This window comes from Escherichia sp. AM3 (genome assembly GCF_032029835.1).
Lineage (GTDB): Bacteria > Pseudomonadota > Gammaproteobacteria > Enterobacterales > Enterobacteriaceae > Escherichia > Escherichia coli.
In genome coordinates this window covers 19249-35464 of record NZ_JAVUPQ010000016.1, presented here as the reverse complement: position 1 = coordinate 35464, position 16216 = coordinate 19249, and the positions used below count along the sequence as shown (strand labels likewise).

The 16216-nt window shown below is 49.5% G+C and carries 6 protein-coding genes and 1 pseudogene; 3 read left to right on the top strand and 4 right to left on the bottom strand.

The genetic code is table 11. The features are described from left to right. Window positions 1–35 precede the first annotated feature (35 nt). The 3 genes from RTW80_RS09140 to RTW80_RS09130 all read right to left on the bottom strand — a co-directional run bounded on the left by RTW80_RS09140 (window position 36) and on the right by RTW80_RS09130 (window position 10346). On the bottom strand, window positions 36–6380 hold the full coding sequence (locus RTW80_RS09140) for a DEAD/DEAH box helicase (protein ID WP_063119360.1): 6345 nt from the start codon (window positions 6378–6380) through the stop codon (window positions 36–38). Window positions 6381–6392: 12 nt separating this feature from the next. Then, window positions 6393–9683, bottom strand: coding sequence for a protein YjiT (yjiT, locus tag RTW80_RS09135; RefSeq protein ID WP_001513100.1), 3291 nt, complete (start codon window positions 9681–9683; stop codon window positions 6393–6395). Window positions 9684–10181: 498 nt separating this feature from the next. Continuing rightward, window positions 10182–10346 carry a DUF1127 domain-containing protein gene (locus tag RTW80_RS09130; protein ID WP_000394280.1) on the bottom strand — a complete coding sequence of 55 codons (165 nt, stop codon included), beginning with the start codon at window positions 10344–10346 and terminating at the stop codon, window positions 10182–10184. 176 nt (window positions 10347–10522) lie between these two features. On the opposite strand from RTW80_RS09130, the pseudogene RTW80_RS09125 reads away from it, so the two are divergent. Then, window positions 10523–11935, top strand: a pseudogene (locus tag RTW80_RS09125) (PLP-dependent aminotransferase family protein). A 242-nt stretch (window positions 11936–12177) separates the two neighbouring features. Here the strand turns inward: RTW80_RS09125 and RTW80_RS09120 are convergent. Then, the gene (locus RTW80_RS09120) at window positions 12178–13134 is read right to left on the bottom strand and encodes an Rpn family recombination-promoting nuclease/putative transposase (RefSeq protein WP_124063972.1); all 957 of its coding nucleotides are present in this window, start codon (window positions 13132–13134) and stop codon (window positions 12178–12180) included. Between the two features lie 466 nt (window positions 13135–13600). On the opposite strand from RTW80_RS09120, the gene mdtM reads away from it, so the two are divergent. After that, window positions 13601–14833, top strand: coding sequence for a multidrug efflux MFS transporter MdtM (mdtM, locus tag RTW80_RS09115; RefSeq protein WP_063119358.1), 1233 nt, complete (start codon window positions 13601–13603; stop codon window positions 14831–14833). 40 nt (window positions 14834–14873) lie between these two features. Continuing rightward, complete coding sequence (locus RTW80_RS09110; RefSeq protein ID WP_063119357.1) at window positions 14874–16154, top strand: DUF445 domain-containing protein; 1281 nt, start codon at window positions 14874–14876, stop codon at window positions 16152–16154. The last annotated feature ends 62 nt before the right edge of the window (window positions 16155–16216 follow it).

Here is a 16216-nt window from a genome sequence, read left to right as displayed (position 1 = left end):
ACCGCTCCCGACACCACATCGGGAGCGGCTCATCATCAGGAGGCGATCACCTCCACCAGCACATCCGTTGCCCAACTCTCTTCGCTGTTGGCGACATTCCCTTCCTTGCAGGCCTGAGCCATTTTGACTAACTGGAAAGAAACGTCATCGCGGAAATCAAAGTAATGCCATTGCGATGAAAAGTTGATGCGCCAGTAGCCCATCCCCTGATCGAAGCGGATCTTCAATACCTGACCATCCTCAAAAGTCACCGTCAGTTTACGATGGTGAGGGATATCGCGCGGCGAGTCGAACACCGTCAGTTCTACCGGCCTGCCCAGCGCAGCAGCAAACCACTGATCAGCGAAATCCTGAAAATCCGCTATACTCATCCAGTCATGGAAAGGCCGGTTACCGGGGCGATCTTTATCTTTAAATAGCGTATCCAGCGTCACTTCAGCGCCATCGGTCAGCTTTGTTTTTAGCGGTCTCAGAATTGATCCCAACAACGCCAGCGCAACCGGGTTTTGCAGATAGCGATCGGTATAGTGAACGCCGGTAATTCGCGTGTTATTCATCAGTGACTGCGCTTCTTCATGGTCGTTAAACAGCACGTCCCAGAAGCGTTGCCCAAACTGCGACAGTGGTCCATTCAACTGTTTGTGGATCTGAATGTCTTTGACCCGCTCGACAGCGTTGGTGGCTTTAGCCGGCAGAATAAACTCGTTCAGTTCTACCGTTTTATAACCGAGACTACGCACCACCAGTTCGTCATTCAGGTGCCACTCCGGCCCCGGAATCGTTGCCTGCTGGCTGCGAGAGGCCAGCGTCATCACGCGATCGGTAAAGGTGACCTGGGCAACGATCGGTAATTGCAGATCCTGTTCAACATGGCACAGCCGCACACCCAGCGCAGTAAATTGCGATAGTTCATGCAACAGGTCCGGGTCATCCACTCCCGTAGGAATAACAAGATCGACCTCGACGTTGTCTTTTAGCCGATAGTTCTGAACCGCCGCGCGGAACTGACGTGCGTATAAATCCCACTCATTGGGCGCGCCGGTCATCCACAGGGTGAGCTTTTCAGCGCCTTCGTTAATCGCCCGGCGAATCGTATCGCCAATGGCGCCAGGGCAGTAGCGGGCATCCGGCAGCGAGAATGTCTCTTCATCCGGTAAACCGATGTAATACGTGAAGTCATCGCCAAGCCAGGCCAGCGCCGCTTTGCGATCCAGCAAATCGTGATCGTGGCGAGTCTGGGAATCAAGCAGGCATTCACTACATGCAGTCTCACAATGGCGGCAGCCTAACTGTTTCACCATTCCCTGCAATATAGCTTCAATGTGTACCGGTGCGCTGGAGGCAAAACCTGCACCACCGCTGATCACATCATAAAGCTGTACGGCTAATACCGATTGCCCATCCTCCAGTCTGACCGGACGTACAGAATAGCCGAGTTCTGCGGCAGAGATACCCAGAACGCCCGCCAGCGCCTGACGCAGAGCAACCGCCAGAGTCATGGCAACAATCCGCCCCTCCTCTGTGTTATCTGGCAGATACTCGCCGTTTTGCGGTTTGCGCAGAACCATTTCAAAGACATCGGTACGCGCCAGTGCGCCCAGGGTGACATTCTTCATGAGTGCCGTCGAACCGGGGCAAATCAGACGATGATTCTGGCTGTCGCGATCCGCTTTACCCGGACGCGGTGGATAGTGAGCTTCCATACTTTTCGGCGCATCATTTTCATTCAGCATCGACTCAGCACGGCCACAGCTCAGACACAATGCATAACCGTGTCCACCTTCCCCCAAACTTTGCTGGAAAACATGCCCATCAGCCCCAGAAGCCATATAACCCATTAGCGGGTTAGGCAACGGTACGGGCTCTGCTTTAACAAAGACCCACGCGGGGACAACCGGGACGAATTTCATGGTTTCAATATTGTTCGTTACCGGAGCGTGTGCATCGGTGACAAACCCGGCAGGCTGCAGCACCTGACGGCGATTATCCATGATTATTTTTTCGCCGCAGGCGCTATTGGAGCAAAAGAGCATCCCGGAACTGCTCATCCCCTCTTCATAGCCAATGGTCCCGCATTTGTGACAGCGCCAGGCGCAATCCAGACGCTGGGCTTCATTGGTATCAGCATTAATGTTGTGCCAGTGCAGTGAGACACCGGCAGAGCGGAAGACACGGCCATCAAGGATGATCTCTGCTCCCGGTGCATATTCACGAATGGCAACACCGAGGTTACGGGAAGGTAATCCTTTATAACGGGAAACGTTATCTTCACGGTCCTTTTTATCACGACTTTTCTGCGATTTTTCGCGGATATAATCTTCCATCGTGAAGTTATCAAACGTCACTACATCTGTCGGGAAACCGTATCCCGGCAGGAAGGTTCTGGCAGCCAGATCGCGCAGCAGATACTCGCCACAGTGCCGTTTCTTCTCCAGCTCTATGCGCTTACGATAAGGCGTTTGCGGCTGCGACTCACGCTCCTGTGTCACGAGATCGCGATAAACGGAGAGCCACCGCTGTTGCAGGAAGGTGATCGCGTTGATTGTTTTATCCCGCAGATATTCGGCTCTTGCACCATGCAACGCCGTACCTTTCACCAGCCGTTCCAGCGCCGTGTCGATATCAAGAACCGGACGTTCCAGCCAGATTTTAAAGCGTTCGCATTTTGACTGCCCGTCATCTTCACCGAAAAACCAGAGGCTATCGAGGCTGGTTTTTTCTTTATCGGTTTCGCCAATAACGTTACATAAAAAGTCGGACAGTAATAATGCATTGACGTGACGTTGCACCAGTCGGGCGGAGTTCATCGCGACCATGGGTGCCGGGATCATGGTTTCAAATGGCCAGAGCGGGTTGGCAAAAACCTGCTGGTCGTGTGGGTTACCTTTACATAGGGTGTAAGAGATCGCGCGTGATTCTTTACTACGCCCGGCTCGCCCGGCGCGCTGTAAATAGTTGGCCGGATGTGGCGGTACGTTGTTCATTACCACCGCAGTAATACCCCCGATATCAACCCCCATTTCCATGGTGGTGGAACAGTTGAGAACATTTAGTTGCCCATTCTTGAACATCTTTTCATAGCTTTGCAGACGTTCTGACGACTGCTGGGCAGAGTGCTCGGCAGTACGATAGTAGAAGCCGCCTTCCACGACACGATCGTTAATGTCTGTCCAGACGTTTTCCGACCGCAATTGTGCGATCAGCGGATCATGGCTGACCCAGTCGCGTGCTTTTGCCAGACCCTCTGCGTAGTCTTCCTGTGAACGATCCAGCTTCCAGATTTCCGGCATTGTGACTTTCTGCGCGACAAAAGTGTCATATTGCGCCAGGGTAAGATGCTCGAACGAAATATGGGTAGGCAGATAAGGGGTTAAGCCTTTAAAAGCCGTATCCAGGATTTTATTGGTTACCGGGCAAATCCAGGCATCCGTGATTAAAGAAAAAGTCATATGCTCTTTCGGTAAATAAAAACGGTTGCCATCGGGTTTCAGTACTGCAAGCGGTCCGGTAAGTTGGGCCCATGCTTCTTTCAGCCATGTATTGATAATATCAATAGTTGCCGCATTGACGGTTTTGAATCCAGCCCCCAGCATCAGCAACTTCGCTAAACGATGGGATACGTTGCCATTACGAATTTGAGGCCAGCGTCTGTTCTGATTATCTTCAGGATCTTTTGATTCCGGGTTACGGACGAATTTTGATGAAAAACGGCTACCAATCCAGTTTTTCAGCTCATCATCCAGCTGTGTGAAGTTGCTCTCGCGAACGTAATGATCCAACGTAACCTTGAGAAAATCGCGCCAGTCATCCAGCGTTAATCCTTTTTCCTGCCAGTGCAAGGGGCTCTTATGTATTTTCTCCAGCCCCTGGTAACCAACCTGAACCAGCCCCTGTGTTTCCAGGCTGTTAGTCCGTTTAGGGCGACGCATGAATTCCCGGAACAACAACATTTCAGAAAGCTTAAGGGGGCCGCCGTTTTCATTAAACACTTCAGGCTTAAGATAATGGTTATATTGCAGAACCGGCCCGCGGATATCGGCTCTCTCTTTAAGCTCGTTAACCATCTCCGTCCAGGTTCGGGATACCAGGATAGTCGCGGCTTTCCCACCGGTTGCAGCCTGATAAGCCTGTTCAAGCTGTTCAGCCTGTGCTTGTGACAATTTCGCCTGGTCTGGCATTCCCCAGCTTCGATATTCTTCTGCCTGCTCACGGGCTTGCTTCGCCCTGGCCGCTAATTTTTCCAGATCGGCATTGGCATTCGGCGCTGTAGACGTTTGCGTCCTTTGATGCCAGCTGAGAATTTCGACTACGCTTCCGCGTAAGCGACTGCGTTCTGCTTCTTGCTGCATACGCACCGCCATTCGGGCTGTCCCTTGTCGACTGTCTGTAAAGGTGATGAGTCGACGACCTCGTCCTGGCAACGAATCTGGTCCGACGCCCTCTTTGCCTTCATCACTGGTAAAGTCCTGACAATACTCTAGAACGGTGGGCACGATATTAGTAACGTAAAATGGCCCACCTAATAGTGCACGCCGGAAGGGCTGTTTCCCACTCATGCCTCTGTAGCCACAGCCACTGGCACTACAAACCTGTTCAATATCATTAATAATCAGCGGAATGCTGTCATTGTTAATAACGCCAATACGGCGCGTCTGACGGTCGAGGCGTTGTAGGGTATAACCTGCCTCGCTGGTCTCTCCTGCGGCAATAATCAACGGAGGCTGAAAACTGTTCTCTTTTTCGACTTTTTCTTCTGTAGCGTCATGTTCAACAGGTACTTCATCCTGCAAAGAGAATTCATCGCCACCTTTATTTTCCCACTGGACTAGTTTGCCCTTTTTGTCCCGTGCCAGAAGATGAGGCTCATTACAATCATTACAGAATGCAACTTCGTATACAGGGCTTCCACAGTCACAATTTTGTCGCTGGTTCACATACACATAGCCAAAGGGCCAGCCTTTGTCGAGCGGTGTACCGTGCTTTAATCTGCAATCTTTATCAACACAAGCCCATATTCCCTGGGTATTACGCTGGAAGATATGCGCCCTGACTTTAAGAAATGCGGGATCCTTTGCATTAGGTTGAGTCCCTGAACAGACATCGATCCAACGCAGTACTTCCTGCTGGCTGTAATGCTGTTTTGTCAGCACGTGTAACCGCTCTGTTATCTCATCCAGCTTCATCGGATTGGGCTGTTTGACCAACATCTCACGTATGTAACGCGCTTCGGGGGAATGCGTAAGCGCATAAAAGCGCTCAGGACTTATCCCTTTAATTTTATTATCATTTTTATCTCTTAGATCCAGATCAGGTATTTGCTCTATCTCGTCTAACGGAACAGAAACGTTTTTGGATGGTTCCAGTTCAGGAATCACCCGACTTCCGTCCAGAACATTGATGCGCTCCTGCGGGATACCGGATAATTCAGAGAGAAATTTTTTCAGCTGCTTTTCAGCGTCGCTGCCGGCAATGGTCGCAGAGGTCGCGACAAAGCGCACGTCATCTGGTGTCACGCCAAACGCGGTCATCACACGACGCAGCTGGAGCGCCAGTTCAGCGGCCTGCGACCCTACATAGGTATGCGCTTCATCCAGTACAATCCAGCGTAGTGATTTTTGTGCTTTAGATTGCTGGATAATCGGGGCGTCGACCTGGCGAACCATCATATATTCCAGCATCGTGCCGTTGGTCACCAGAATCGGCGCAGGTTCTTCACGCATTTTTTCGCGCGAGAGCACCTCATTCGGCCTTTTTGCCTGTTCGCTTTTTACCGAAGCGTGTAGGTTTTCGGTGTTGCCGTTGTAAAGGCAGTAGCGGATCCCTGTACCAAAACCACGCGTCCAGGCATCCAGACGCTCGCGCTGTGAATTAATCAGGGCGTTCAATGGATAGAGAAAAAGGGCTCGGACACCGACCAACGGATTGTTGCCATTTTCATGCAGTTCCCGGTAAAGATCTTCCAGCACCGGTACCATAAAACATTCCGTTTTACCTGAACCCGTACCACTGGTTACCACCACTGAATGTTTCTTTTCCAGCAAAGCTTTCCAACTGGCTAACTGGTGCGTAAAAGGCCTCCAGTCAGCACCAAACCGGTACCGGCCATTATTCTGATCATCCAGTGAATCAACCACTGCTTTGCTCAACAATGCGTTGCCTTCCGTCAGGCTGCGCATCGTGTGGTTTGACTCCTTCCAGCCAAACATTTGCTGGAATACCGGAGAAGCAAGGAATGAGCCCGGTTTCCCACAATCAGCCCCCATTTGTTGCGCGAGATGTTCACGCAGCTGCGGGTTGGTAACGCCCATGATACTGAGCGTTGCTTCAGTTGAACGAGACAACGATTGTTCAATAAGTGACGAAAAATAGCGTGTAGTCATCCTTATTCCTTTTTATTTTTTAGCAACATAACGCAACAGGCTGCACTGGAAGATGGCCTTAAACCAGCGGGAATCGAAATCCCTGACTTGCCTCAGGAAAAATACGGCACCGGGTTTACGGTCAAATACAGATTCAAAAGAAGCATTTCCGCTTGCCACAGCTGCAGCGAAGACGGGTAACAAGGCCACGGAATAGCGGTGATTTGCGTCAGGATTAATACCAATCACTGGATTTTTTTGTGATGCCATCCAGCTATGCAGCCGCTTGCTGCCGTACTCTGGCCATTGAGCTTCACTATGCTCACGTAAAAGCTCCTGATACCACACGTGGACAAAAGACTCAGGAATAGACGGGGGGAGATGTCCGTTACTTAACCATTTCTCAATTTCATCGGCATATGTCGGGAACACGAGCCCCAGCCGTTGAAACATATTAGTAACCAGTAATTTCTGGGTTTCCTCCGGTGCACCTTTTTGGCTCAGGAACAATTTGAAACGCTCAGATGCCGCTTTGATCTCAAAGATGGGGAAAAACTCCCATAGAATAGGGAACTCATTCTCAATACGACTCAGGTACTCTGCTGACATTTCAAATTTGAAGAGCGACATTGCCAATGCCTGCGGATGCTGCACCAGTGCACGCCATACTTCAAAGGTTGCCAGTGGTAAATAACCAAATTGATCGTACAGGCTACGCATAAATTGCCAGCCGGAATGGGCAGGATCGTTAGCCATCTGTCCGAGAACCAGTGTGATGGTATTAACTTCTGCCTGTGGATTAAAAAGCTGGGTCGCTTTCTGCAATGAGCGGATGTTGCTTTCTTCTACCGGTAACGAAGATTCGCCACGAATGAAGCAGGGACGAAAAGCCATCTCTTCACCCGGTTTAGGGACAACCAACCACGGTCCATTTTTGTTAACGATTGAGCTCAACTCATATTCACCGACAGGCACTCCCTCGCTCATTCTTGATGCTAAGGGGATGGATTTCCTCTCGGGTTCACTTAACAGCATGATAACGGGGGAAGGAATCTGTCCAGCACGATGGTTCACTGACTGGCTGAGTAATAGTTCTTTTTCATAATCATAGCGCAGACTGTATTTATAGCGACGAATTTGCCAGGCCATGACCACACCCGCCCCCGTAATACGCATCTCAACAACCTGGTCAATACCTGCCTCAAGTGAAATCAGGTTCTCAATATGTTCGCGCAGACTATAGAGATTCAATTCAACAGGACGATCGCTCAACGCCGTATAACACCATTCGTGCCATGCCTGTAATCCACTAACGGAGCGCAAATGCAACTGCAATGTATATCTTGTCGGCTCGCCATTTCTGGAGAACAGAAACGCTCTGGAACCCAGCAGATCATGCAGCGTAATGTTTTTATCCAGAGGACGTCCGTTTACATCAAGAGCGAGACAGCCTTTAGCGGGAAAAGGTAACTCAATATCGATGGGGTCAGCCGCCAAATTAGGCAGAACTTGTAATGTAATAAATGCCGGAGGTACCCCTTCCGCTTTGAGTTGTATCTCTGTTCGCCCCTCAGTACGCTTACGTGTAGCCTCCAATGTTTTATCTTTAAGTTTTGCTACACAAGGATGCTGTGTGGTGATTACGATAGTGCCTTCATTTGCGTGTATTCCACCTTTTATCTCAATACTGAAATCAGCAGGCAAAATACCGATTTTGCGACGCAAGAGCGTTTCATTCTTACTATTACGGATAGAAAGATATTGAGCCCCCAGCATCTCTTGTATATGACATTGCTCAATTGAAATTCCGCTCAGGTAACGCGTTACATCAATGCTTTGAATATCCGGTAGTGTAGAAATGACTTTTGGTACACCAATAAATGTTTCATCTGGATGACAAACCCAGCTTGCACGCTTTCCATTTAGAGCAAACCTTCCGATGCTGATTTGTTCTCTTCCGGTGCGAATCCGATAAGTTTCATTTGCTGTAACTGTAACGTCCTGACATCCCTTCACAGGTAGTGCTTTTAGTCCTAATACGTTTACTGCCCTCGATTGGCCATCAAAACCAGCAACATTGCTATTATCCCGAGGGAGCACAATCAGAACATCGCTGCTTCGCACACTGCAAGAAGCCTGTCCCTGTAACAGCCATTGATCTGCATCAACGATGAAGGTTAACGGCACCTCACCAATGGCAATTTCACTGTCATCAAGTTTAATGCTCCCAACAATCATCCCTCCAGCACGAGCCACTAACGACAAACCTGCCGATGGATTTTGCCTGCCAAATCTCACTTCGCTTTTACGTAATCGAACTGTTGCCTGTCTGTTTTCCAGAGAAGCATAGGCTGGCCCAAGGCCAGAGACTTCCTCACCATCTTCACAAATGGCAAGTTCAAAGCGCGTAGTTGACGGCTCGCTTGTTACAGGAAAGGAAACTTCGTCCGGAAGAGATACTATCACCCTAAGCTCATCTGGATGCTTTTCTGACCAATAGAATTGGCAACGCGTACTCTTATTTTTTTGTAGTCGAGGCTTAGCCTCTACAGAGGCTGCGCATAGCAGTCCATTCAAAAAATGCGTTCCTGTTTCATCATCTAACGGTATTGGAAACTCGCTTCGCCAGGTAGGGTGAACCTTCTCAAGCTGTTGTACTGGTTCTTTGTGATTTATTAGGTTGTGAGTAAGTACTAAGGAATTGAGGTTATCAGCCATATGACTGATAAGTTCTACAGAGGTATCTTCGCTAAAAACAGTTGGCAGCGCTGATTTTTCTATGACAGCTCTTGCCAGCGAAAGGGCAGAAAAACCTGACTGCTTTGCTTGCTCATATTGTCCAAGGATCCTGGAGAAAACAGCCAGAAAGCGACTGTCTGATTCTTTGAGTAGCCGGAAAGGTAAACCACCTTCACTGAATAATGTTCCGAGAAAATTGCGTCGTTCAGATTCATAAAATCGAATTGGGCGCAGCCAGTAATCTTCCATCCCTTTCGGTACGATAGTACCAAGCTCTGTGGCGGTGAATGAAATCCCTATTTTTTTATATATAGGGTCCCACGTCCATCCGCATTGCCGTTCATAATCCCTGCGGTACCACTCAGAGCAAAAAAGAACAAAACAGGCAGCAAAGTCCCTATTACATATATTAGATTGTGATTGACCGACTGCACGGAGTAGCTGCGTTAATTGGGTATATTCATCATTGGTTGCATGATATTCATAAAGAGGACGGCCATCCGGTTGTCTCAACCCTCTAAGATTCACAAAGTTACTTAGCCAGGAAGTACATTTTACCCATGAAATGTATTCTGATTGACCCAAAGCAAGCTCCTTAGAGATAAAAGATACAAAAACAAAACCCCACAACATTTCTAATTTGAAAGAAAACCTTTCAGAATATTGTATAGTTACTCAGGCGGCAACAACTATTTTTTCAGGTCGATACTATAAATCAATTTTAGATAAAAATGATATCAACCATCTATTAATCACAACTCATTTATCACCTGATTTTATAATTTCAAATGAAAATAAATCTCAAACAATTAAAAAGTATTCAGTAGCTGACATTTAACTTTCCAGGGTATAAAACAATTAGAGAAACTGCACAATAGCGAATAATGAGAGTTGTAAAGTCAGTCAAAAAACACAAGTAATCACTGTGCGTTTTTTGACCGTTATCGACATGAGTTTAAAGAGGTTAGTGAAGAAGATATTCCTGTACACTCCATACCTATTGATGAATTGTCTCGGGAAAATTTTTATAACTTAATTTAAAAACATAAAAACGTTTTATTATATATAAATCTATATCCCCCCTCACTCCACATCCTCCCTGCGTAACCCGATATCCTTCAACCGCTCATCACTCATCTGCTGTAACACGCGTCGGGTCTGCATTTGCCGCCGCCAACGCCTCACCGCCTGCCAGAGTTGCACCAGGCCGATAAACGGCGCTTTAGCTCTGTTTTCGTGAAATTCCATCTGCTACCTCCTCATCTTTCAGAGGCTTCATCATCCACCTTCTGGCAGTTCACAATACAGATTCAAATATTACTTTTATTTAACATACAGATAGGTTAAAACAGCATCTGCATCCGGTTTTTTAGCCTCATCTGTACCGGTTTTTCTCTCTGTATGGTCCACATAAGGAATACAGCATGACGCGTTATCAACATCTGGCGACTCTGCTTGCCGAACGGATTGAGCAAGGGCTGTATCGTCACGGGGAGAAATTGCCGTCGGTGCGCAGCTTAAGTCAGGAGCACGGCGTCAGTATCAGCACCGTGCAGCAGGCGTATCAGACGCTGGAGACGATGAAGCTCATCACTCCGCAGCCGCGTTCGGGTTATTTTGTCGCACAACGTAAAGCCCAGCCGCCAGTACCGCCGATGACGCGTCCGGTGCAGCGCCCGGTGGAAATTACCCAGTGGGATCAGGTGCTGGATATGCTGGAGGCGCATAGCGACAGTTCCATTGTTCCGTTAAGCAAAAGCACACCGGATGTCGAAGCGCCCAGCCTGAAACCGCTGTGGCGGGAGCTAAGCCGGGTGGTGCAGCATAATCTGCAAACCGTTCTCGGTTATGACTTGTTAGCCGGTCAGCGAGTATTGCGAGAGCAGATTGCCCGCCTGATGCTCGACAGCGGCTCGGTGGTCACCGCCGATGACATCATCATCACCAGCGGCTGCCATAACTCGATGTCGCTGGCGTTAATGGCAGTGTGTAAACCGGGCGATATTGTCGCGGTCGAATCCCCCTGTTATTACGGTTCGATGCAGATGCTGCGCGGCATGGGCGTGAAAGTGATTGAAATCCCAACCGATCCAGAAACTGGCATCAGCGTTGAAGCGCTGGAACTGGCGCTGGAACAGTGACCGATTAAAGGCATCATTCTGGTGCCAAACTGTAATAATCCGCTGGGATTTATTATGCCGGACGCGCGCAAACGGGCCGTTCTCTCTCTCGCTCAGCGTCATGATATTGTGATTTTTGAAGATGATGTCTATGGCGAACTGGCGACGGAGTATCCGCGCCCGCGGACCATTCATTCCTGGGATATCGACGGGCGAGTGCTGTTGTGCAGCTCGTTCAGTAAAAGTATTGCACCAGGCCTGCGCGTGGGTTGGGTCGCACCGGGGCGTTATCACGATAAACTGATGCATATGAAATACGCCATCAGCAGCTTTAATGTGCCGTCCACGCAAATGGCGGCGGCAACGTTTGTGCTGGAAGGTCACTATCATCGCCATATCCGGCGGATGCGGCAGATCTATCAGCGCAATCTGGCGCTTTATACCTGCTGGATACGGGAATATTTTCCCTGCGAAATCTGTATTACGCGCCCGAAAGGCGGATTTTTACTGTGGATCGAATTGCCTGAACAGGTCGATATGGTCTGCGTCGCGCGGCAGCTATACCGCATGAAAATCCAGGTGGCGGCAGGCTCGATTTTCTCGGCTTCCGGCAAATACCGTAATTGTCTGCGTATCAACTGCGCTTTGCCGCTCAGCGAAACCTATCGCGAAGCACTGAAGCAAATTGGCGAGGCCGTGTATCAGGCAATGGAATGAATTCGAATTAGTGGCGAGGCCCCTGATTTCCTCTCACGAATCGCCTGTGACTCGTTTTATCTTTGCAGGGGCATCGCCACGTTCCAGCATGGCTTAGGCAAAGTGTGCTTTGTTCATACCGGATGCCATGTGAACGCCTTACCAGGTCTACAAAATCTTTAAAATTCAATATATTTAATGGGTTATGTAGACCTGATAAGCGTAGCGCATCAGGCTGCTTTGCGTTTGTCATCCGTCTCTGATTAGTACTCGATCCATGGATCACGCTTGCTTTCAGGCAAGGGCTGATCTAATGCCTGCATTTGCTCTGCCGAAAGTCCGGTATATCGTTGTATCCATTCAGGATCGGCCCCATTCTGCAACAACAATCGGAGGAGGCTCCGTTCCCCTTCTACTTTCCCTTCTTTCCTCCCCCTCTCCCTTCCCAACAGCCATCCATCATTATGAATTCGCTCTGCAATTGTCATTATTCGCTCCCTTTGTTGTGGCATTCGCCTGGTAAGTTCGCTGATAAACGCCTTAAAACGCGCTTCATCGCCAGTCAGTAAAATGTAATTTAACAGCGCAGTTATCTGGCTGTCATTAGCACACTCTGTAACCAGTAATACTACCAGTTGGTCGATAAGCCCCATCAGATCGCGCTGGCGAATATGCTTTTGGATCAACTCCAACAGGGCGACTCTGCGATGCTGCACAATCTCGTCGTCTGGCACGACAGTGACATCTACCAGCGGGAACGCTGCGCTATAAAGTTTCCGTGCGGTAGTCGGGTCGGCAAATTCGTCCAGCCAGCACAGGGACCAGGGATAAGGACTACGGCTACCGTGATAAAACAGCATCGGGATGACCAGCGGTAGCGGCCGACGTTTATCATGCTCGATATGGCGCTGCATCACCGCCATGGAATAGCGCATAAGGCGAAAGGCCATATGAATGTCCTCGCGGCTCTGATGTTCAATCACCACATAGATATAACCATCGCCTTCGCGGGTCTTTACCGACCACAGAATATCGGAATGTAGCGCCCGCAATTTTTCATCGACAAAGCTGGCGGATTCCAGTTTTAAGCTGTCGAGATCGCACAGTTCACGTAAATCTTTAGGTAAGTGGATCTCCATAAAATCCCGCGCGGTATCCGGATGCGTGAGAAAAGATTTAAACAATGCGTCATGCGGCGTGCTGGTCGTGAAGTTTGTCATGGCGATCCGTCACCTGTTGATAAGATGGCCCGACTTTAGCGACTAACAAAACCATTCTCACCCGGCAATTTCTCGTTCCCCGAGGCGCTTTCCAGGCTATTTTTGTTCGTCTGCAAACGATACATTTTTCCGGAAACAGGCTCGCGTTTTACATTTCCTGTACCCGGCAGATATTCCCCTTTCCACCGCGCTCTTTTGATTAACCGCAAATTTTAATTACACTTAAGGTGTATATTTTCTATGCAACCCATCAATTAAAGAGGTGTAATGTGCTGATGACTATTTGTAATCGTTATACATTCTGACCCGAAGTCAGAAGGTATTTCTCTGTCTGTGTGTTCACAGGCAGTGTGGTTGATTACATGAAATTCAGTACATTTGTCCTTCTCGCCTGCCTTTCGTCATTACCGACGGTATTGAATTTCGTTTTCCCCGTTGGGGTTCTCCGGACAAGGAGTTGTTTGTTATGCCACGTTTTTTTGCCCGCCATGCCGCTACGCTGTTTTTCCCGATGGCGTTGATTTTGTATGACTTTGCCGCCTATCTTTCGACGGATCTGATCCAGCCGGGGATCATTAATGTGGTCCGTGATTTTAATGCCGATGTCAGTCTGGCTCCGGCTGCCGTCAGTCTCTATCTCGCTGGAGGCATGGCGTTGCAGTGGCTGCTGGGGCCGCTTTCCGACAGGATTGGCCGCAGGCCGGTGCTGATTACCGGGGCGCTAATATTTACCCTTGCCTGCGCTGCGACAATGTTCACCACGTCTATGACACAGTTTCTTATCGCGCGTGCAATTCAGGGCACCAGTATCTGTTTTATTGCTACCGTTGGTTATGTCACGGTGCAGGAGGCGTTCGGACAGACAAAAGGGATTAAGTTGATGGCGATTATCACCTCCATCGTACTGATTGCGCCGATTATTGGCCCGCTTTCCGGCGCAGCTCTGATGCACTTTGTGCACTGGAAAGTCCTTTTTGCCATCATTGCGGTTATGGGTTTTATCTCATTTGTTGGCTTACTGCTGGCGATGCCTGAGACGGTGAAGCGCGGCGCGGTTCCATATAGCGCCAAAAGCGTCTTGCGCGATTTTCGTAATGTCTTTTGCAATCGGCTGTTCCTCTTTGGCGCAACAACCATCTCTTTAAGCTATATCCCAATGATGAGTTGGGTGGCTGTCTCGCCGGTGATCCTGATTGACGCAGGCGGCTTAACAACTTCGCAGTTCGCCTGGACACAGGTTCCGGTGTTCGGCGCGGTGATTGTCGCGAATGCCATCGTGGCGCGTTTCGTTAAAGATCCGACCGAACCGCGCTTTATCTGGCGTGCTGTACCCATTCAACTGGTCGGCCTCGCGCTGTTGATTATCGGCAATCTGCTGTCACCGCACGTCTGGCTGTGGTCGGTGCTGGGCACCAGTTTGTATGCTTTCGGGATTGGTTTAATCTTCCCGACCTTATTCCGCTTTACGCTTTTTTCCAATAACTTACCGAAAGGGACCGTCTCCGCATCGCTGAATATGGTGATCCTGATGGTGATGTCTGTCTCAGTCGAAATCGGCCGCTGGCTGTGGTTTAACGGCGGTCGCTTGCCGTTTCATCTGTTAGCCGTCGTGGCGGGCATTATCGTCGTTTTCACCCTGGCAGGATTGCTTAATCGCGTGCGCCAACATCAGGCTGCCGAGCTGGCGGAGGAGCGGTGATTTTTGCGCGATCCTGCCGTCAGGCTCTATTCTTAACGTTATGAATAAACTCATTGAACTCAGACGCGCCAAAATGTTGGCGCACTCTTTACTACTTATCGCCGCTGCTACCTTTGTCGTTACGCTTTTTTTGCCGCCCAATTTTTGGGTGAGCGGTGTGAAGGCGATTGCTGAAGCGGCGATGGTCGGCGCGCTGGCGGACTGGTTTGCGGTGGTGGCGCTGTTTCGCCGCGTGCCGATTCCGATCATTTCTCGTCATACGGCGATTATCCCGCGTAATAAAGACCGGATTGGCGAAAATCTCGGTCAGTTCGTGCAGGAAAAATTTCTCGATACCCAATCGCTGGTGGCATTGATTCGACGTCACGAACCGGCGTTGCTAATTGGTAACTGGTTTAGCCAGCCAGAAAACGCCCGCCGCGTTGGTCAGCATCTGTTGCAGATCATGAGTGGTTTTCTCGAACTGACCGATGATGCGCGTATTCAGCGCCTGCTTAAGCGCGCGGTCCACCGGGCGATTGATAAGGTCGATCTTTCCGGCACCAGTGCGTTGATGCTGGAGAGTATGACCAAAAACGATCGTCATCAGGTGCTTCTGGATACGCTGATCGCACAGTTGATCGCCCTTCTCCAGCGCGATAAATCGCGCAAGTTTATTGCCCAGCAAATTGTTCGCTGGCTGGAGAGCGAGCATCCACTGAAAGCCAAAATTTTGCCTACTGAATGGCTGGGCGAACATAGCGCTGAGTTGGTTTCTGACGCGGTGAATTCTTTGCTTGATGATATCAGCCGCGATCGTGCGCATCAGATCCGCCATGCGTTTGATCGCGCCACTTTTACCCTGATCGACAAGTTGAAAAACGATCCTGAAATGGCAGCGCGAGCTGATGCCGTAAAAAGCTATCTGAAAGAAGATGAAGCTTTTAACCGCTATCTCAATGAATTGTGGGGGGATTTACGGGAATGGCTGAAAGCGGATATCAACAGTGAAGATTCTCGTGTGAAAGAACGTATCGCGCGGGCGGGGCAATGGTTTGGCGAAACGTTAATTGCCGATGATGCCTTGCGGGCGTCGTTAAATGGTCATCTGGAACAAGCCGCGCACCGCGTCGCGCCTGAGTTTTCTGCATTCCTGACGCGCCATATCAGCGATACGGTAAAAAGCTGGGATGCGCGGGATATGTCGCGGCAAATCGAGTTAAATATCGGCAAAGATCTGCAGTTTATCCGTGTCAACGGTACGCTGGTTGGCGGTTGTATTGGGCTAATTTTGTATTTGTTGTCGCAGCTCCCGGCCTTGTTCCCCCTCGGCAATTTTTAGAAAGCCATGAAAAACTAAGTAGCTAACCGCGAGAGAGATCAAATAAACCACACTAAAAGAAT